General features: G+C 70.4%; 15 protein-coding genes. 8 read left to right on the top strand and 7 right to left on the bottom strand.

Annotation, left to right across the window (positions count from 1 at the left end; all coding sequences use genetic code 11):
* The first annotated feature begins 83 nt into the window (after positions 1-83).
* From ETD86_RS14175 to ETD86_RS14155, 5 genes are all read left to right on the top strand, one after another.
* Positions 84-2,597, top strand: a complete 2,514-nt coding sequence (locus ETD86_RS14175; protein ID WP_138666612.1) for a glycoside hydrolase family 9 protein — start codon at positions 84-86, stop codon at positions 2,595-2,597.
* A gap of 75 nt (positions 2,598-2,672) precedes the next feature.
* The gene (locus tag ETD86_RS14170; protein WP_138666611.1) at positions 2,673-2,996 is read left to right on the top strand and encodes a PadR family transcriptional regulator; all 324 of its coding nucleotides are present in this window, start codon (positions 2,673-2,675) and stop codon (positions 2,994-2,996) included.
* Positions 2,997-3,080: 84 nt separating this feature from the next.
* Complete coding sequence (locus ETD86_RS14165) at positions 3,081-3,527, top strand: hypothetical protein (RefSeq protein WP_138666610.1); 447 nt, start codon at positions 3,081-3,083, stop codon at positions 3,525-3,527.
* A gap of 55 nt (positions 3,528-3,582) precedes the next feature.
* Positions 3,583-4,212, top strand: a complete 630-nt coding sequence (locus ETD86_RS14160; protein WP_138666609.1) for a TetR/AcrR family transcriptional regulator — start codon at positions 3,583-3,585, stop codon at positions 4,210-4,212.
* Positions 4,209-5,630, top strand: coding sequence for a pyridoxal phosphate-dependent decarboxylase family protein (locus tag ETD86_RS14155; RefSeq protein ID WP_138666608.1), 1,422 nt, complete (start codon positions 4,209-4,211; stop codon positions 5,628-5,630). The genes ETD86_RS14160 and ETD86_RS14155 overlap by 4 nt, the downstream gene beginning before the upstream one ends.
* On the opposite strand, the gene ETD86_RS14150 is transcribed toward ETD86_RS14155, so the two are convergent.
* From ETD86_RS14150 to ETD86_RS14135, 4 genes are all read right to left on the bottom strand, one after another.
* On the bottom strand, positions 5,627-6,325 hold the full coding sequence (locus ETD86_RS14150) for a monooxygenase (protein ID WP_211370033.1): 699 nt from the start codon (positions 6,323-6,325) through the stop codon (positions 5,627-5,629). The genes ETD86_RS14155 and ETD86_RS14150 overlap by 4 nt on opposite strands.
* 436 nt (positions 6,326-6,761) lie before the next feature.
* Entirely contained in the window at positions 6,762-7,031 is a 270-nt protein-coding gene (locus ETD86_RS14145) for a DUF2283 domain-containing protein (RefSeq protein ID WP_138666607.1), read from the bottom strand.
* A 20-nt stretch (positions 7,032-7,051) separates the two neighbouring features.
* Complete coding sequence (locus ETD86_RS14140) at positions 7,052-8,008, bottom strand: hypothetical protein (protein ID WP_138666606.1); 957 nt, start codon at positions 8,006-8,008, stop codon at positions 7,052-7,054.
* A complete protein-coding gene (locus ETD86_RS14135; protein ID WP_138666605.1) occupies positions 8,005-8,316 on the bottom strand; it encodes a hypothetical protein in 312 nt (103 codons plus the stop codon). The genes ETD86_RS14140 and ETD86_RS14135 overlap by 4 nt, the downstream gene beginning before the upstream one ends.
* A 127-nt stretch (positions 8,317-8,443) precedes the next feature.
* On the opposite strand from ETD86_RS14135, the gene ETD86_RS14130 reads away from it, so the two are divergent.
* On the top strand, positions 8,444-8,833 hold the full coding sequence (locus tag ETD86_RS14130; RefSeq protein WP_138666604.1) for a YbaB/EbfC family nucleoid-associated protein: 390 nt from the start codon (positions 8,444-8,446) through the stop codon (positions 8,831-8,833).
* 28 nt (positions 8,834-8,861) lie between these two features.
* Positions 8,862-9,227 (top strand): YbaB/EbfC family nucleoid-associated protein, encoded by a 366-nt coding sequence (locus ETD86_RS14125; RefSeq protein ID WP_138666603.1) that lies wholly within the window; start codon positions 8,862-8,864, stop codon positions 9,225-9,227.
* Between the two features lie 51 nt (positions 9,228-9,278).
* Here the strand turns inward: ETD86_RS14125 and ETD86_RS55090 are convergent, their stop codons facing one another.
* A complete protein-coding gene (locus ETD86_RS55090; protein ID WP_170223074.1) occupies positions 9,279-10,367 on the bottom strand; it encodes a sensor histidine kinase in 1,089 nt (362 codons plus the stop codon).
* Positions 10,368-10,421: 54 nt separating this feature from the next.
* Positions 10,422-12,359: a family 10 glycosylhydrolase gene (locus tag ETD86_RS14110; RefSeq protein ID WP_138666602.1), complete on the bottom strand. Its 1,938-nt coding sequence runs from the start codon at positions 12,357-12,359 to the stop codon at positions 10,422-10,424.
* Between the two features lie 156 nt (positions 12,360-12,515).
* Between ETD86_RS14110 and ETD86_RS14105 the strand changes: the two genes are divergently transcribed.
* Positions 12,516-14,042, top strand: a complete 1,527-nt coding sequence (locus ETD86_RS14105) for a golvesin C-terminal-like domain-containing protein (protein WP_138666601.1) — start codon at positions 12,516-12,518, stop codon at positions 14,040-14,042.
* A 100-nt stretch (positions 14,043-14,142) separates the two neighbouring features.
* On the opposite strand, the gene ETD86_RS14100 is transcribed toward ETD86_RS14105, so the two are convergent.
* Positions 14,143-14,489 (bottom strand): ABC transporter substrate-binding protein (locus tag ETD86_RS14100; protein WP_170223073.1); only part of this gene is annotated, 347 nt, incomplete at its 5' end.

Raw genomic sequence — 14,489 nt, 5'->3', positions numbered from 1 at the left:
CGCACCCGTTGACGCGGCGGCAACGGGACAGGAGGATCGGGAGCGCGCCATTGGGAGCGCTCCCAACCCTCCAGAGGACCTCCATGACCCGAAGCCGGGCCGCCTTACTGGCCCTTCTCACCATGGTCGCCCTGTCCCCCGCCACGGCGGCGCACGCCGCGGACGAGGGGCCCGAGCAGATCGTGAACGGCACCTTCGACGCCGGAACCGCCCCCTGGTGGGGCACCGCCAACGTCACGCTCGCCGTCGATGAGGGACGGCTCTGCGCCGACATCCCCGGCGGCACCGCCAACCCGTGGGACGTCATCATCGGCCAGAACGACATCCCGCTGGTGGAAGGCGAGACGTACGCCTACAAATTCTCCGCCTCCGCGGCCCCGGCCAAGGTCGGCAGGGCGCTGATCCAGCTTCCCGTGGACCCGTGGACGCAGTATCTGTCGGCCGCGCCCGAGATGAGCGTCTCGGGCAACTCCTACTCCTACACGTTCAGCGCCCCCGTGTCGCTGCCGAACTCCCAGGTCGTGTTCCAGCTGGGCGGCAGCGCCGAGCCCTGGAGGTTCTGCATGGACGACGTGTCGCTCAAGGGCGGCGCGGAGCCCGAGGTCTACGAGCCGGACACGGGCCCGCGGGTCCGCGTGAACATGGTCGGCTACCTCCCCGAGGCCCCCAAGAAGGCGACCGTGGTCACCACCGCGACGACCGCGCTGGACTGGGAGCTCAAGAACGCCGCCAAGGAGACCGTCGCCCAGGGCAAGACCACCCCCAGAGGCGTGGACGCGAGCTCGGGGCAGAACGTGCACACGCTGGACTTCAGCGGCTTCCGCAAGCCCGGCAAGGGCTACACGATCACGGCGGACGGCGAGACGAGCCGGCCGTTCGACATCGACGCCGGCATCTACGACCAGTTGCCCGCCGACGCGCTGAAGTTCTACTACACCCAGCGCAGCGGCATCGAGATCCTGGACAGCCTCCGGCCGGGGTACGGCAGGCCGGCCGGGCACGTCGGCGTGGCACCCAACCAGGGCGACGTGAGCGTGCCGTGCCAGCCGGGCGTCTGCGACTACTCGCTGAACGTCAAGGGCGGCTGGTACGACGCCGGCGACCACGGCAAGTACGTCGTCAACGGCGGCATCTCGGTCTACCAGCTCATGGCCACGTACGAGCGGGACAAGGCGGCCTTCAAGGACGGCCAGCTGAACATCCCCGAGAGCGGCAACGGCAGGCCCGACATCCTGGACGAGGCCCGGTGGGAGCAGGAGTTCCTGCTGAGCATGCAGGTGCCGGACGGAAAGCCGTTCGCCGGGATGGCGCACCACAAGATCCACGACCAGAACTGGACCGGGCTCCCGCTGCTGCCGCACCTCGACCCGCAGCTGCGCGAGCTGCACCCGACCTCGACGGCCGCCACGCTCAACCTGGCCGCGACCGCGGCGCAGGCGGCCAGGCTGTACGCCCCGTACGACCCCGCGTTCGCCGCCAAGAACCTGCAGGCGGCCCGCAAGGCGTGGGCGGCCGCCAAGGCCAACCCGGCCAGGTACGCCGACCCGAACGACGGCACTGGCGGCGGCGCCTACAGCGACGCCGACGTGACCGACGAGTTCTACTGGGCGGCGGCCGAGCTGTACATCACGACGGGCGAGAAGGAGTTCAAGGACTTCGTCCTGGCCTCGCCGCACCACACCGGCGACGTCTGGCGTGACCGCGGCTTCGACTGGGGCAACACCGCCCAGCTCGGCCGCCTGGACCTGGCGACCGTGCCCAACGGGCTGCCCGACCGGGCGCGGGTGCGGCAGTCGGTGGTCCAGGGCGCCGAGAAGTACCTGGCGATCCAGAAGGCGCACCCGTACGGCCTCCCGTACAACCCGCCGGACTTCGACTGGGGCTCCAACAACCTGGTGCTGAACAACATGGTCGTCATGGCGACCGCGTTCGACCTGACCGGGCAGGAGAAGTACCGGGCCGCCGTGCGCGAGGGCATGGACTACATCCTCGGGCGCAACGCGCTCAACCAGTCGTACGTGACCGGTTACGGCGAGGTGGCCTCGCAGAACCAGCACAGCCGCTGGTACGCCCGCCAGCTCGACCCCGCGCTGCCCAACCCGCCGCGCGGCACCTTGTCCGGCGGCCCGAACTCCAGCATCCAGGACCCCCTCGCGCAGCGGCTGCTCCAGGGCTGCAAGCCGCAGTTCTGCTACATCGACGACATCGAGTCGTGGTCGACGAACGAGCTGACCATCAACTGGAACTCCCCGCTGGCCTGGGTGTCGGCGTTCCTGGCCGACAAGAGCGAGCGCTCGGACTGCCGGGTCCGCTACACGGCCCACGGCTCGGGCTCGTTCACCGCTCAGGTCGTGATCGAGAACACCGGCAGGCACACCGTGGACGGCTGGAGCCTGCGCTGGTCGTTCCTGAGCGGCCAGCGGGTCCGGCAGGACTGGGGCGCCGAGCTGTCGCAGTCCGGCTCCGTGGTGACCGCCAGAAGCCAGAGCAAGATCAGGCCAGGCAAGTCCGTGGCCTTCGGCTTCACCGGCACGAACCCCTGGGGACCCAACCCGGCACCCGAGGTGTTCCACCTGAACGGCGACCGGTGTAGGTGATCCAGCACGCCCGGCGGCCTGCTCGTTGGCCGCCGGGCATTGCCGACGCTCCGTTCAACGGAATAATGTCAGCCCATGCCGAGGGGAACGTCTGAAGTCAGCGAGCCGATGTACTTCGTGCTCACCGCCCTGCGCGTGGGGCCGCTGCACGGACACGCGATCAGCAAGTCGATCAAGGAGCTGTCGGGGGGCCGGGTCCAGCCGTCGGTCGGCACCCTCTACGGCATCCTGGAACGCCTGAACGAGCGCGGCGTGATCACCGTGGACCGCGAAGAGGTCGTCAACGGCCGCAACCGCCGCTACTTCAGGATCACCGACGAGGGCCAGGCGCTGGTGGAGGCCGAGGCCAGACGGATGCAGGCAGCCGCGTCCCTCGTCCTGCGACCGTCCACCCCATGACGGCGGTCGAGCCGCCGGCCGGCCCCTGACGCCGCGGGACGCGCTCCGATGAATCCTGGCACCGTCCGGGGCCGTCCAAGGAGCATGAGGAGAATCTGGCGGATCGTGCTCCTGCCGGCGCTCGCCCTGACGCTGAGCGCCTCCGCGACACCAGCCGGCGCCATGCCCGTCTCCACACAGAACACCCAGAACGCCCAAAAGAGGGTGCTGGTCGACCTCCGCAAGCAGGGCGGCTTCGCGGGGCTCGATGATCACATGATCGTGTACCGCGACGGCTGCGTGCGGCTGGACCGGCGCACGGGGCCGGTCATCGACAAGTGCCTCACCGGCAAGGAGGAGCGCAGGCTCCGGACGTACCTGAAGAAGCTGAGGATCGGCCGGTCGGAGACGCGACCGCCGGGAGCCGACTTCATCAAATACACGCTCGCCCATGACCGGCGCCGGGCCAGCCGCTACACGCTGCCCGCCGGCTGGCAGCCGGTGGTGCGGCACCTGGAGCAGATCATGGAGAAGTACTGGGCGCCGGATTGAGGCCGCACTCCATCAAGTGATTGACCGGTTGGGGGTGGCGAACTATGTTCGGCGCATGACATCCGCGGACGGCGGGCAGGTCGCCCTCATCATCGAGGTCGCGACGCGGCTGTTCGCGGCGCTCGGCTACGACGGCACCTCGACGCGCCAGATCGCCGAGGCCGCCGGAATGAACATCGCCACCGTCAACTACCACGTGGGCGGCAAGCGGGAGTTGTACCTGGCGGTCATGGAGCGAGCTCACCAGGTGGAGAAGGCGGCGCTCGACCAGGCGCTCGACCGGCTGCCCGGCGACGACCCGGTCGTCGCCATCCACCGGCTCGTGGACGACTACCTCGACTTCTGCGTGGACAACCCCGAGATCCCCGCGCTGTGGATGCATCGCTGGCTCTCGGACGCCAGCGACATCACCGAGCTGGAGCGGGCGTACGTGCAGCCGCTGGTCACCTCGGTCGCCGCCGCGCTGCGTCCCGCTGCGGAGTCGGGCGTGATCGACGGCGCCGTCGATCTGGAGTACACGATCTGGACCGTGATCTGGTCGGTGCACGGGTTCGCCAAGGGCGGCGTGCTGGACGCCGAGGGGCGCCGACGGGGTCCGGGCGATCGAGCGGCCCTGCGCCGCTTCCGCGCCCACCTGCACCTGACCCTCCACCGCACACTCGCACTCCCGGAGGAGCCTGCGTGAACCTTCCCCTCATCGGACGGCCCGCCGAGGACCTGCTGGCCGAGGTGTCCAGGCTCAAGCAGCACGACTTACCGGTGCGCGGCGGCCAGGTGACCGCCTACGTCTACGACACCGGGCGGGCCGAGGTCAACGACGCCGCGGCGCGGGCGTACTTCGAGATGCTGGAGGTCAACTGCCTCGACCCGACCGCGTTCCCGAGCGTGGTCGAGATGGAGCGGCAGGTGGTCGGCGCGGTCGCCGACGTGCTCGGAGGCGGGCACGGCATCTTCACCAGCGGCGGCACCGAGTCGATCATGCTGGCTGTGAAGGCGGCACGGGACATGGGCGGCCGGGCCCGGCCCAAGCTGGTGGTCCCCGTCACCGCCCATCCCGCCTTCCACAAGGCCGCCCACTATCTCGGCGTCGAGGTCGTGGCCGTGCCGGTGGACCTGGAGACGTACCGGGTGCGGGCGGAGGACGTCGAGGGGGCCGTCGACGAGGACACGATCCTGGTCGTCGCCTCGGCGCCGTCCTATCCGCAAGGCGTGATCGACCCGATCGAGCAGGTCGCCGCCGTGGCCTCGGCGGCCGGCGTCCCCTGCCACGTGGACGCGTGCGTGGGCGGGTGGCTGCTCCCCTGGCTGCGCGCGGCGGGCGCCGCGGTCCCGCCGTTCGACCTGTCCGTGCCCGGCGTCACGTCGATCTCCTGCGACCTGCACAAGTACGGGTACGCCCCCAAGGGCGCCTCGGTCGTGCTCTTCGCCGACCCCGCGATGCGGCGCAAGGCGTACTTCGCGTCGGCCGCCTGGCCCGGCTACACGATCATCAACGCGACCGTCCAGAGCTCCAGGTCGGCCGGCCCCCTCGGCGGCGCCTGGGCAACCCTGCAGGCGCTGGGCCGGCAGGGGTACGAGGAGCTCGGCCGGGTCACGCTGGAGGCCACGACCCGGCTCCGCGACGGCATCGCCGCGATCCCGGGGCTGCGGGTGCTGGGCGAGCCCGAGTCGTCGCTGGTGGCCTTCGCCGGGGACGGCATCGACGTGTTCGTCCTGGCCGACGAGGCCCGGGGCCGGGGCTGGTTCCTGCAACCCCAGCTGTCGTACGCGGGCATTCCGGCCAACCTGCACATCACCGTGACCGGGGTGACGCTGGCCGGGGTCGACGCCATGCTCAAGGTGATCGCCGACTCGGCCGCCGCCGCCGCGGAGCGCGGTCCCGTCGTGCTGCCCGATGGGCTGGTCGAGCTGGTGGCGGGCCTGGATCTGGAGGCGCTGGACGACGCCACCTTCGCCGAGCTGGCCGCGTCCGTGGGAGTGGACCTGCGGCCGGGGTCGGGGCAGCCGGAGATGGCGATGGTCAACGCGGTCCTGGACGCGCTCCCCCCGGCCGGCAGGGAGGCGGTGCTGGTGCGGTTCCTGTCGGTGATCTACGGATCCTAGGCGGCGGACACGATGGCGATGCCGAGGCACATCTCGTCGCTGGTGCCGTCACCCCACACCACGTATCGCGGCGGCGTCTTCTGGAGCTGCGGCAGCAGGGCGCGCAGGCCGGCGTCGTGCGTGCAGGTCACCCGGACCACGTCGCCCTTCTTGACCTGGACGGGTGCGGGGAGCACACGAAGCGCCTGGTCGTCGAAGTTGTAGTCGGGCACGTTCAGCAATGTGCGCGCCCCCGGTGTGCCGGGGTTCAGCTCGACCTTGATGGCACGTCCGAGCAGGTGCATGTGACCGGCCAAGGCGTGCACGGTGGCCGGGCCCCCGACAGGCAGATCGCAGTGCTGCGTGGGTCCAGGCTTGGGGCGGCAGAACTCGGCGAGGTCGGTCAGCTGCTGCTCGACGTCCTTGCCGAACCTGGCGGCGACGTCCTTCACCGCGGCGGCCCGGTCGCGCAGCGGGCCCGACTCCTTCGGCGTGCACGGCAGCTCCACCGGCGCCGGGAACAACGCGGTCTCGAGCGGCGTCAGCTCCCGCTCGGCGAGGCGCAGCCGGATCCCCGAGCGGTCGGTGCCCGGCTTGCCCTCCACGCCCAGCAGGTTGTAGTGGACCTGCATGACGAGCTGGCTGCCTGGCGGCAGCTCGTAGCCGTACTCGGCGTCGAGGAGCGTCTCGTTCGTGCCGGGCGCCCAGTGGGCCACCCAGGACGCCTCGTCGACGCCCGAGTCGCCGAAGCACGTGTAGCCCTGGCCGGGGGTGGCGGCGTGAGTCGTCCGTGCCGCCGTTGGGCGGACCCGGCGTGTACGGCTCCGCCATGGTCAGCGTGACGAACCGTTCGCCGGGCCGGGGCGGGGCGGTCGTGGGCGTGGCCATGTGGCCGGAATGGCCAGAATGAGTGGATTGGGTGGGTGGAGCGGCGGTGCTCTGCCCGCCGCACGAAACAAGCAGGACGGCCACGACCACCAAGGCGGCCACCCTGATCGATCGATCCATGGCTCCACACTCACCCGGAGACGGCGGCGGAACATCCTTCCCAGGAACGTTTCCGCTCGTACCCGGGAAGGACCACCGCCTCCGACCCCAGTCGCGCTCGGCCGACCGGCTCGTCCTCCTGGCCAGGAAACTCCTGGCGCACGGTCACGGATAGACGGGACCGTAGGGGGCGGGAGGAGAGGGTGGCTCGTCGTCGTCCTCGTCGGACCACGCGAGAACCTCCGGACGGAGAATCGCCGATGCTCCGATGACCTCGAGGCCCAGCAGACGGCCTTCCGCGTCGAAGTCCAGCACCACTTCCCCCGGCATCCCCTCACGCTCCACCAGGAACTGCGACTCCGCCTCCCCTTGGCCTATCTCTTCCACCAGATAGATGTAGGCGACGTCGTTCTCGTCGTCATGTTCGATCCGCACGTCAAACCTCTCAGCGGCAGTTATTTCCTCTTGCCCTTCCAGATGGCAGAGATGATGCCACCACTCTTGTTCGTCACCACACGGACATTCTGGGTCTCATAGACAGTGGTGCCCGGCTTGTTGCCAGACTTCTTCTGCCCGTTCCGCTTCGTCTGCTCGATCATGTCGTCGCTGATGTTCCGCTGGCCCTGGCGGACGGAGGCGTGACCCGTGGTGCCGTCGGTGCTGTTGGCGGGCCCGCCGCTGCCGCCACCGCGACGGCCGCCACCACCGCGGCGGCCGTTGCCGCCAGTCCTCGCGTTCTTGTTACTGCGGCCCATGGTGGCCAGGTAGTCGCGCACGTGGCGGGGGCCGGTAGTCGCTCTCGGCCCCACGGTCGTCGGCCGCCAGCGCACGCTCCGGCCCGCCCCGGCGAATGCCGGGTTGAGTCCCGGGCCTCCCGGGCGGCGCAGGCTCTCCAGGATGCGGCGCATCGGCTCGATGACCCGCTGCCGCAACATGGGAGCCAGCACCTTCCCGGTGCCCTCGCTGCCCTCGCGCAGGATCGCGCCGACGACCCGGCGGCGGGCGAGAATGTGTGCGGTGGCCGCCGCGCCGCCGGCCACGCCGCCGACCAGCAACAGCCTGTTGACGTCGATCAGCGCTGCCGCCGCCTGGGTGGCCGCGGCGAGCTTCACCCCGGACACCACCGAGGCGGTGCCGTCAAGGATCATCGGGCCGGTCCTCATCGCGACCGAGGCCTGGGCGATATGGTCGTTCGCGACCGGGTTCCAGTGCCGAGCCATGGCGGTCGCGGAGGCGCCGCGGTAAACCTGCTGCGTGTTGCGGACCTCCGAGTCCGCTCCTTCCGCCGCGGGGAACACACGGGCGCGCGCGGCGCGGTCGGTGTTGCCTTCCGCTCTCATGTTGTCTTCGCTGATGCTCGGCCAGGGGCCGAGCATCGACATGATCCCGGCGAGCTCGGGCGGCAGGTTCACCCCCATATTTGTCCCAGGCCCTGGGTGTTCGCCAGCTCGGTGTCGCCCATGTTCCTGGCCACGGTGTGCAGGCTCTCGCCGGTCGCGCCGATCTCCCCGGACAGGCCGCTGAGCGCGGCGGCGGCGATCTGCCGGCATTCGGCGTACGCACTGGTGAACATGCCGAACAGGCCATCGTCGCCCCAGGAGGAGACGCCGTCTCCGGATTGGCCGTACGCCTGGGCTGCCGCCGTGGAGTCGTCACCGTGGATCGTGATCCGGGTGGCTTGTTGCCCCACTGCCCCCATGGACATCTCAAGTCCCGTCATGCCCAATGACCATAGCGTGACATACCGGGATCACGGGACTCTTCCCTCCATTAGCGACACTTGCTAAAGATCCACTACGGATATGTCTACACTGGGGGACTTGACTCGCTGACTGCCGGAGTACGACATGCCGATACCAGCGCCGGAAGACGACCTCGAGTACCTCGAGCAGGTGCTCGCCAAGACCAGGCAGACCATGCGCGGCCTGCGTGCGGCGCAGGCCAGGATCCTGGAGGTGGTCGGCCAGGCGGAGACCAAGGACGGGCTGATCGAGGCGACCGCGGACGGCAGAGGCGACCTGACCAGACTGCGCATCGACCCGCGGGCACTGCGGCTGGGAGAGGCCGAGCTCGGCCGGCAGGTCACGCTGGTGCTCCAAGAGGCGCAGGAGGACGCGGCGCGGCAGGCCCAGGAGATCGCGGGCACGGCGATGTCCGAGGTCCCAGAGATGCCCGCGCCGCTCGACGAGACGTTCGTCCGCGCCAGGGTCGAGCAAGTGGCTCGCGATCTTCTCTAGGCTGGAGGCAAGCGTGTACTCCCACGGGATGGACCCCACGGACATCAGAGACCGGGACCTGGACGAGATCGGGCGCCAGGGAGAGCGAATGCTGGGCTGGCTCGAGACCGCCCAGGAGGAGCTCGACAAGATCGTCGGCGTTGGGCAGGGGCCCTCCGGCCAGGTCAAGGCCGCCGTTGATCCGAACGGCAGGGTCCTGGAGGTCACCTTCGGTCCGCGCGCGCTGCGCCTGGACTCCAGGACGCTGGCGGAGGAGGTGCTGGCGGCCGTGCGCCTGGGCCGGGAGGAGTCCGAGCGTCAGGCCCGCGAACTCATGCGCGAGGCCCTGCCCGGCTTCGACCCCGCCGAGGCGAACGCCCAGCTCGGTCGCCTGCTCGACTCGTACGGCGACTGAGAAGGGCCGGCTGCTCGACCCGTACGGCGACTGAGGAGAGACCGGTCTGGATCAAGGTGGTGACGTGGGCAGGACGGCCTCGACGTGGAAGCCCCCGTCCTCGACCGGGCCGGCCTTGAGCGTGCCGCCGGCCAGCTCGACCCACTGCCGTACGTCGTGCAGGCCACCCGCGTCCTCCTGCCCGAGGCCCTCGTCCGGGGGCTTATGGCTGACGCTGATCCGGACGACGCCAGGGAGGTAGCGGACCTCGACCCGGGCGTCCGTGCCGGGCGCGTAGTCGCAGACGTTCGCCAGGGCGTCCTGGACCACCCGGTACGCCGTCCGCCCCACCGCGCCGGAGACGGGGACCGGCGTGCCGGACACCACCAGCTTCACGGGCACACCGGCGCGGGCGGACTCCGAGATCACCGAACGCAGGTCCGGCAGCGGCAGTCCCAGGTCGAAGCCCTCCCCGGTGCCGCGCCGTAACAACGCCACCATGTGACGCAGCTCGTCCAGCACCTCGAAGGCCGTGGTGCGCAGCTCATCCGCCGCCACCCTGCCGCGCTCGTCGGCCGTGGCGTCGGCCAGGGCCCCGGCCTGTAACACCATCCGGCTGACGCGGTGGGTGACGACGTCGTGGATCTCGCCGGCCAGCCGCTCGCGTTCGACCCGCTCGGCCCGCTCCTCCAGCGCCCGGTCCAGCCGTGCCCTGACCTCCGCGTACAGGCCGTACAGCACCGCCAGCGCGATCGCCACCTCGGTACGCAGGACGAGGGGCGCGGCGGCCGGCCACTCGGCCAGCAGCAGCACGGCCAGGGCGATCGTGATCACCGGCAGCCAGCGCAGGGTGCGGCGCTGCCGCTCGGCCGCGAACCGCATCGCCGCGTACACCGCGAACGGGCACGACGGCGGCCACACCAGCACCTCGTACAGCGGCGGCACGGCGGACGGGGCCAGCACGCAGAGCGCGGGCAGCGCGACCGCCGTGCCGGCGGCGATCCACGCCACGGTGAGCGGCGCTCGGCGCATCCACACCACCGGCAACGCGGCGGCCAGGAGGATCGGCAGGAGCGGGCCCGCGGAACCGGTCGTCAGCGTCAAGCCTGCCGCGACGAGGACCGCGACCACGTCGGCAGGCCGCGGACGGGCACCGTCCACCGGCTCATCGTACGATCACCGACCCGGCCTGCCCACCCTCCGAGGTCCCCCGGCTCAGACCTTGGTGATGCGGACGGCGTCGGCGATGACGTACCCCGTCGTGGAGGTCCAGCGGCTCACCCCGACCACGTTGTACGTGCCCGCGTTGAGGGAGAACGTGCCGATGTTGCGCCACGCCCCGCCCCCGGACCGCTGGTCCACCGTGATCGTCTGGTTGCCGCCCGACGCCGCCACGATGTGCGGTGTCGCGCTGTTGTACCCGGAGCTGGCCGGATACCAGATCTCCACCCGATAGCTGCCCGCGCTCGGGATGGACGCCTGAAACCAGGCGGGATCACTGGCCGCGACCGGGTCGGCGAAGCGGTAGTCGGTGCCGTGCAGCTGCGTCGAGTACGTCGAGGTGCCCCAGGTGGCGCTTGCCGTGAAGCCGGACCCGGCATTGTCGACCACCACGCTGAACGCGGAACCGCCGGAGGCCGGCTTGCCCGCACTCGGCGCGCTCTCCTGGTGCGTCCGGTTGAGCGCGGTCACGTAGTAGGTCTGCGTCCCACTGGCGGTCGTGTCGGTGAACGTGGTCTTCCTGGTGGTGGTGATCAGGTTGCGGGCATCGGCGAAGAAGCACGGATCGGCCGCGGAGGGAGAGCCGGCCACGCGGTAGACGGCGTACGAGGTGCCCGACCCGGTCCAGGCCAGCTGGACGCCGTTGGAGACCTGGGTGGCGGAGGTGATGGCCGGCGCGGCGGGAGCGGCGGCCGAGCCGCGGGCGGGCGGCAGCGCCGGTTTGGTGTAGTGGGCGTTGACGAGCCTGGTGATCGCGCCGATCCGATCGGCCTTGACGTCCTTCGCGCTGAAGTAGACATCACCGACGACCTCGGGATGTTTCCTGTTGTCGGTGAGGTGGTCGCTGAGCTCGGCCGGGTCCTGCCAGGCGGCGTCCTGGCCGGAGGCGCCCGCGCGGTAGGCGGCCTGGCCGACGACGAGCTGCACGCCGGTGCCCCGCACCACGTCGGACCACCAGGCGGTGAGCACCTCGTAGGCGGCGGTGGAGAAGCCGATGTGCCAGTAGATCTGCGGCGAGATGTAGTCGACCCAGCCCTGCTTCACCCACTGCCGGCTGTCGGCGTAGATGGCGTCGTACGACTGCAGCCCCGACGTGCGCGAGCCGAGCGGGTCGGTGCCGGAGTTGCGCCAGATGCCGAACGGGCTGATCCCGAAGGACACGTGCGGCTTGGCGGCGTGGATGCGCTGGTCGAGCTCCCGGACGAGGAGGTTGACGTTGTCGCGCCGCCAGTCGGCGACGTTGCTGAACGAGCCGCCGTACTGCTGGTAGGTGGCCGCGTCCGGGATGCTCGCGCCGCTGACCGGATAGGGGTAGAAGTAGTCGTCGAGGTGCACGCCGTCGATGTCGTAGCGGGAGACGGCGTCCATGATCGCGTCCTCGATGAAGTCGCGTACCGCCGGGATGCCCGGGTTGTAGTAGAGCTTGCCGCCGTAGGCGAAGCGCCAGCCCGGATTCTGCCGCGCCGGGTGCGTGGAGACGAGCCTGGTCGGGTCGTCGTGGTTGGCGATCCGGTACGGGTTGAACCAGGCGTGGAACTCCAGGTTGCGGGCGTGGGCCTCGTTGACCATGAACGCCAGCGGATCGTACCCGGGGTTGCCGCCCTGGGTGCCGGTCAGCCACTGCGACCACGGCTCGTACGGCGACGGCCAGAACGCGTCGGCGGTCGGCCTGACCTGCACGACCACGGCGTTCATGCGCTTGGCGACGGCCAGGTCCAGCCAGGCCCGGAACTCGGCCTGCTGCGCCGAGGCGCTCAGCCCGGTGCGGCTGGGCCAGTCGATGTTCGCGACCGACGAGACCCACATGGCCCTGAGCTGGCGTTTGGGGGTGGCGGGATCGGTCGTGCAGGCGGCTGCGGCGGAGGTCGGTGTGACGATGCTGACGAGTGCGGCCGTGAGTGCCGCTAAGACGGTACGCAGAAGCGCGGTCACGAAGGGAAGTTTCAGGTCTACGAGACTAAAGCGCAATAGTCTTCACGAAACGAATGGGCGGAAAGTTTCACCTAACACCGAAGTAATGTCAATTATCGACATCAGTCAGGACATGCCATACGTTGCACCCGTCACCCTTGTGAACGAGGAGCACCCATGACTCTCGCCCGCACGCGATTAGCAGCCCTCGCCACCTCGATTCTCGCCGTCCTCCTCATCGCCGCAGGCCAGCCGGCCATGGCTGCGCCGACCAGCGGGGCCAAGGACGCTCCGCTGCCCGCCGCGTTCGCCAAGGCGGCAGCCGAGCACGACGTGCCACGCGACCTGCTCGTCGCCCTCGCCTACGCCGAGACCCACCTCGACGGCCACAACGGCGAGCCCAGCGCCAGCGGCGGCTACGGCATGACGCACCTGGTCAGCAACCCGACCAACCACTCACTCGAGAAGGCCGCCGAGCTCACCAAGCTCCCGGTCGAGCAGCTGAAGACCGACGACGCGGCCAACATCCTCGGCGGCGCCGCGGTCCTGCGCTCCCACGCCGACGCGCTCGGCCTCGACGAGACCGCCAGGAAGGACATCGGCCGCTGGTACCAGGCGGTCGCCAAGTACTCCAACGCCTCCTCCCCCGAGCTGGCCCGCCTGTACGCCGACGCCGTGTACGAGCAGCTCGGCCTCGGCATCGACGCCCGCGGCGTGCAGGTCAAGCCGCAGGAGGTCACCGCCGACCGCGGCGCGTACGCCAAGACCCGCGACCTGAACGCGCAGGCCGAGGTCGCCAGCCCCGACTACCCGCCGGCCGCCTGGGTCGCGGCCAACTCCGGCAACTACCGCGTCGCCAACCGCGAGACCGACTACAACATCGACCGCGTGGTCATCCACGTGACCCAGGGCTCGTACGCGGGCACCATCTCCTGGTTCCAGAACCCCAGCGCCAACGTCTCGGCCCACTACGTGGTCAAGTCGTCCAACGGCGCCATCACCCAGATGGTGCGGGACAAGGACGTCGCCTGGCACGCGGGCAACTCGACCTACAACAACCGGTCCATCGGCATCGAGCACGAGGGCTTCGTCAACGACGCCTCGTGGTTCACCGACGCGATGTACCGGGCCTCGGCCAGCTTGACGCGGGCGCTCTGCGACAAGTACGGCATCCCGAAGACCCGTACCGGCATCATCGGCCACAACGAGGTCCCCGGCGCGACCCACACCGACCCCGGCTCGCACTGGAACTGGACCACGTACATGAACTACGTGACCGGTGGCGGCACCCCGTCGTGGACGACGACCGTGGACAACACCACGGCCGGCCAGTTCACCGCCAGCGCCAACTGGGGCACCTCCGCCTACTCCAGCCAGCGCCACGGCGCCGACTACCGCTTCGCCGACCCGGTCGCCGCCAGCGACCCGGCGTGGTGGTCGGCGGCGATCCCCAGCGCCGGCACGTACCGGGTCGAGGTCTGGCATCCGGCTGATCCCGGGTACAACAGCTCGACGCCGTACATCGTGGCGACGTCGAGCGGCAACCAGACCGTGTACGTCGACCAACGCTCCGGCGGCGGAGCCTGGCGCAGCATCGGGACGTTCACCCTCAACGCGGGCACGTACAACGTGGTCGGCGTGAGCAGATGGACGTCCGGCACAGGCCTCGTCATCGCCGACGCCGTCCGCATCAGCCGGGTCTGACACCCTCCACGCGGCCCGCGCCCGCTCCGGCGGCGCGGGCCGTAGCGCCGTCCCGGATGCATCACGCTCCGTAACGGACAGTGAGATCATTCCCGGAGGGTCACTCCCGCCGGATGGCGGCGGGGCCGCCGGTTTCCCACCGGGTGAGCGTCGTCCGATGGCCGGCCTGGGCGCCGGTGCGCGGGTCGATCTTGAAGGTGCCGTACAACGTGGTGGTCTCCAGAGCACCGGCGACGGTCCACAACGCCCCCCGCTCGGTGCTCCCCGCTGCCGCGACGCAGTGCGCGGCGATGATCGCGGTGGCCGCGGCCTGCACGGCGGGATAGCCGGGCGACGTCCCGGCCCGCTCCCGGTAGGCCTCGACGAACTCCCGCTCGCCCACCCCGATGGCAGCCTCGCCACCACATCCCGGGAACCACTGCCCGACCCCGTAGACCCCCCGAGGAT

This window comes from Nonomuraea turkmeniaca (genome assembly GCF_005889735.1).
Lineage (GTDB): Bacteria > Actinomycetota > Actinomycetes > Streptosporangiales > Streptosporangiaceae > Nonomuraea > Nonomuraea turkmeniaca.
The sequence above is the reverse complement of the archived record's forward strand: the minus strand, read 5'-3'. Positions and strand labels throughout refer to the sequence as shown.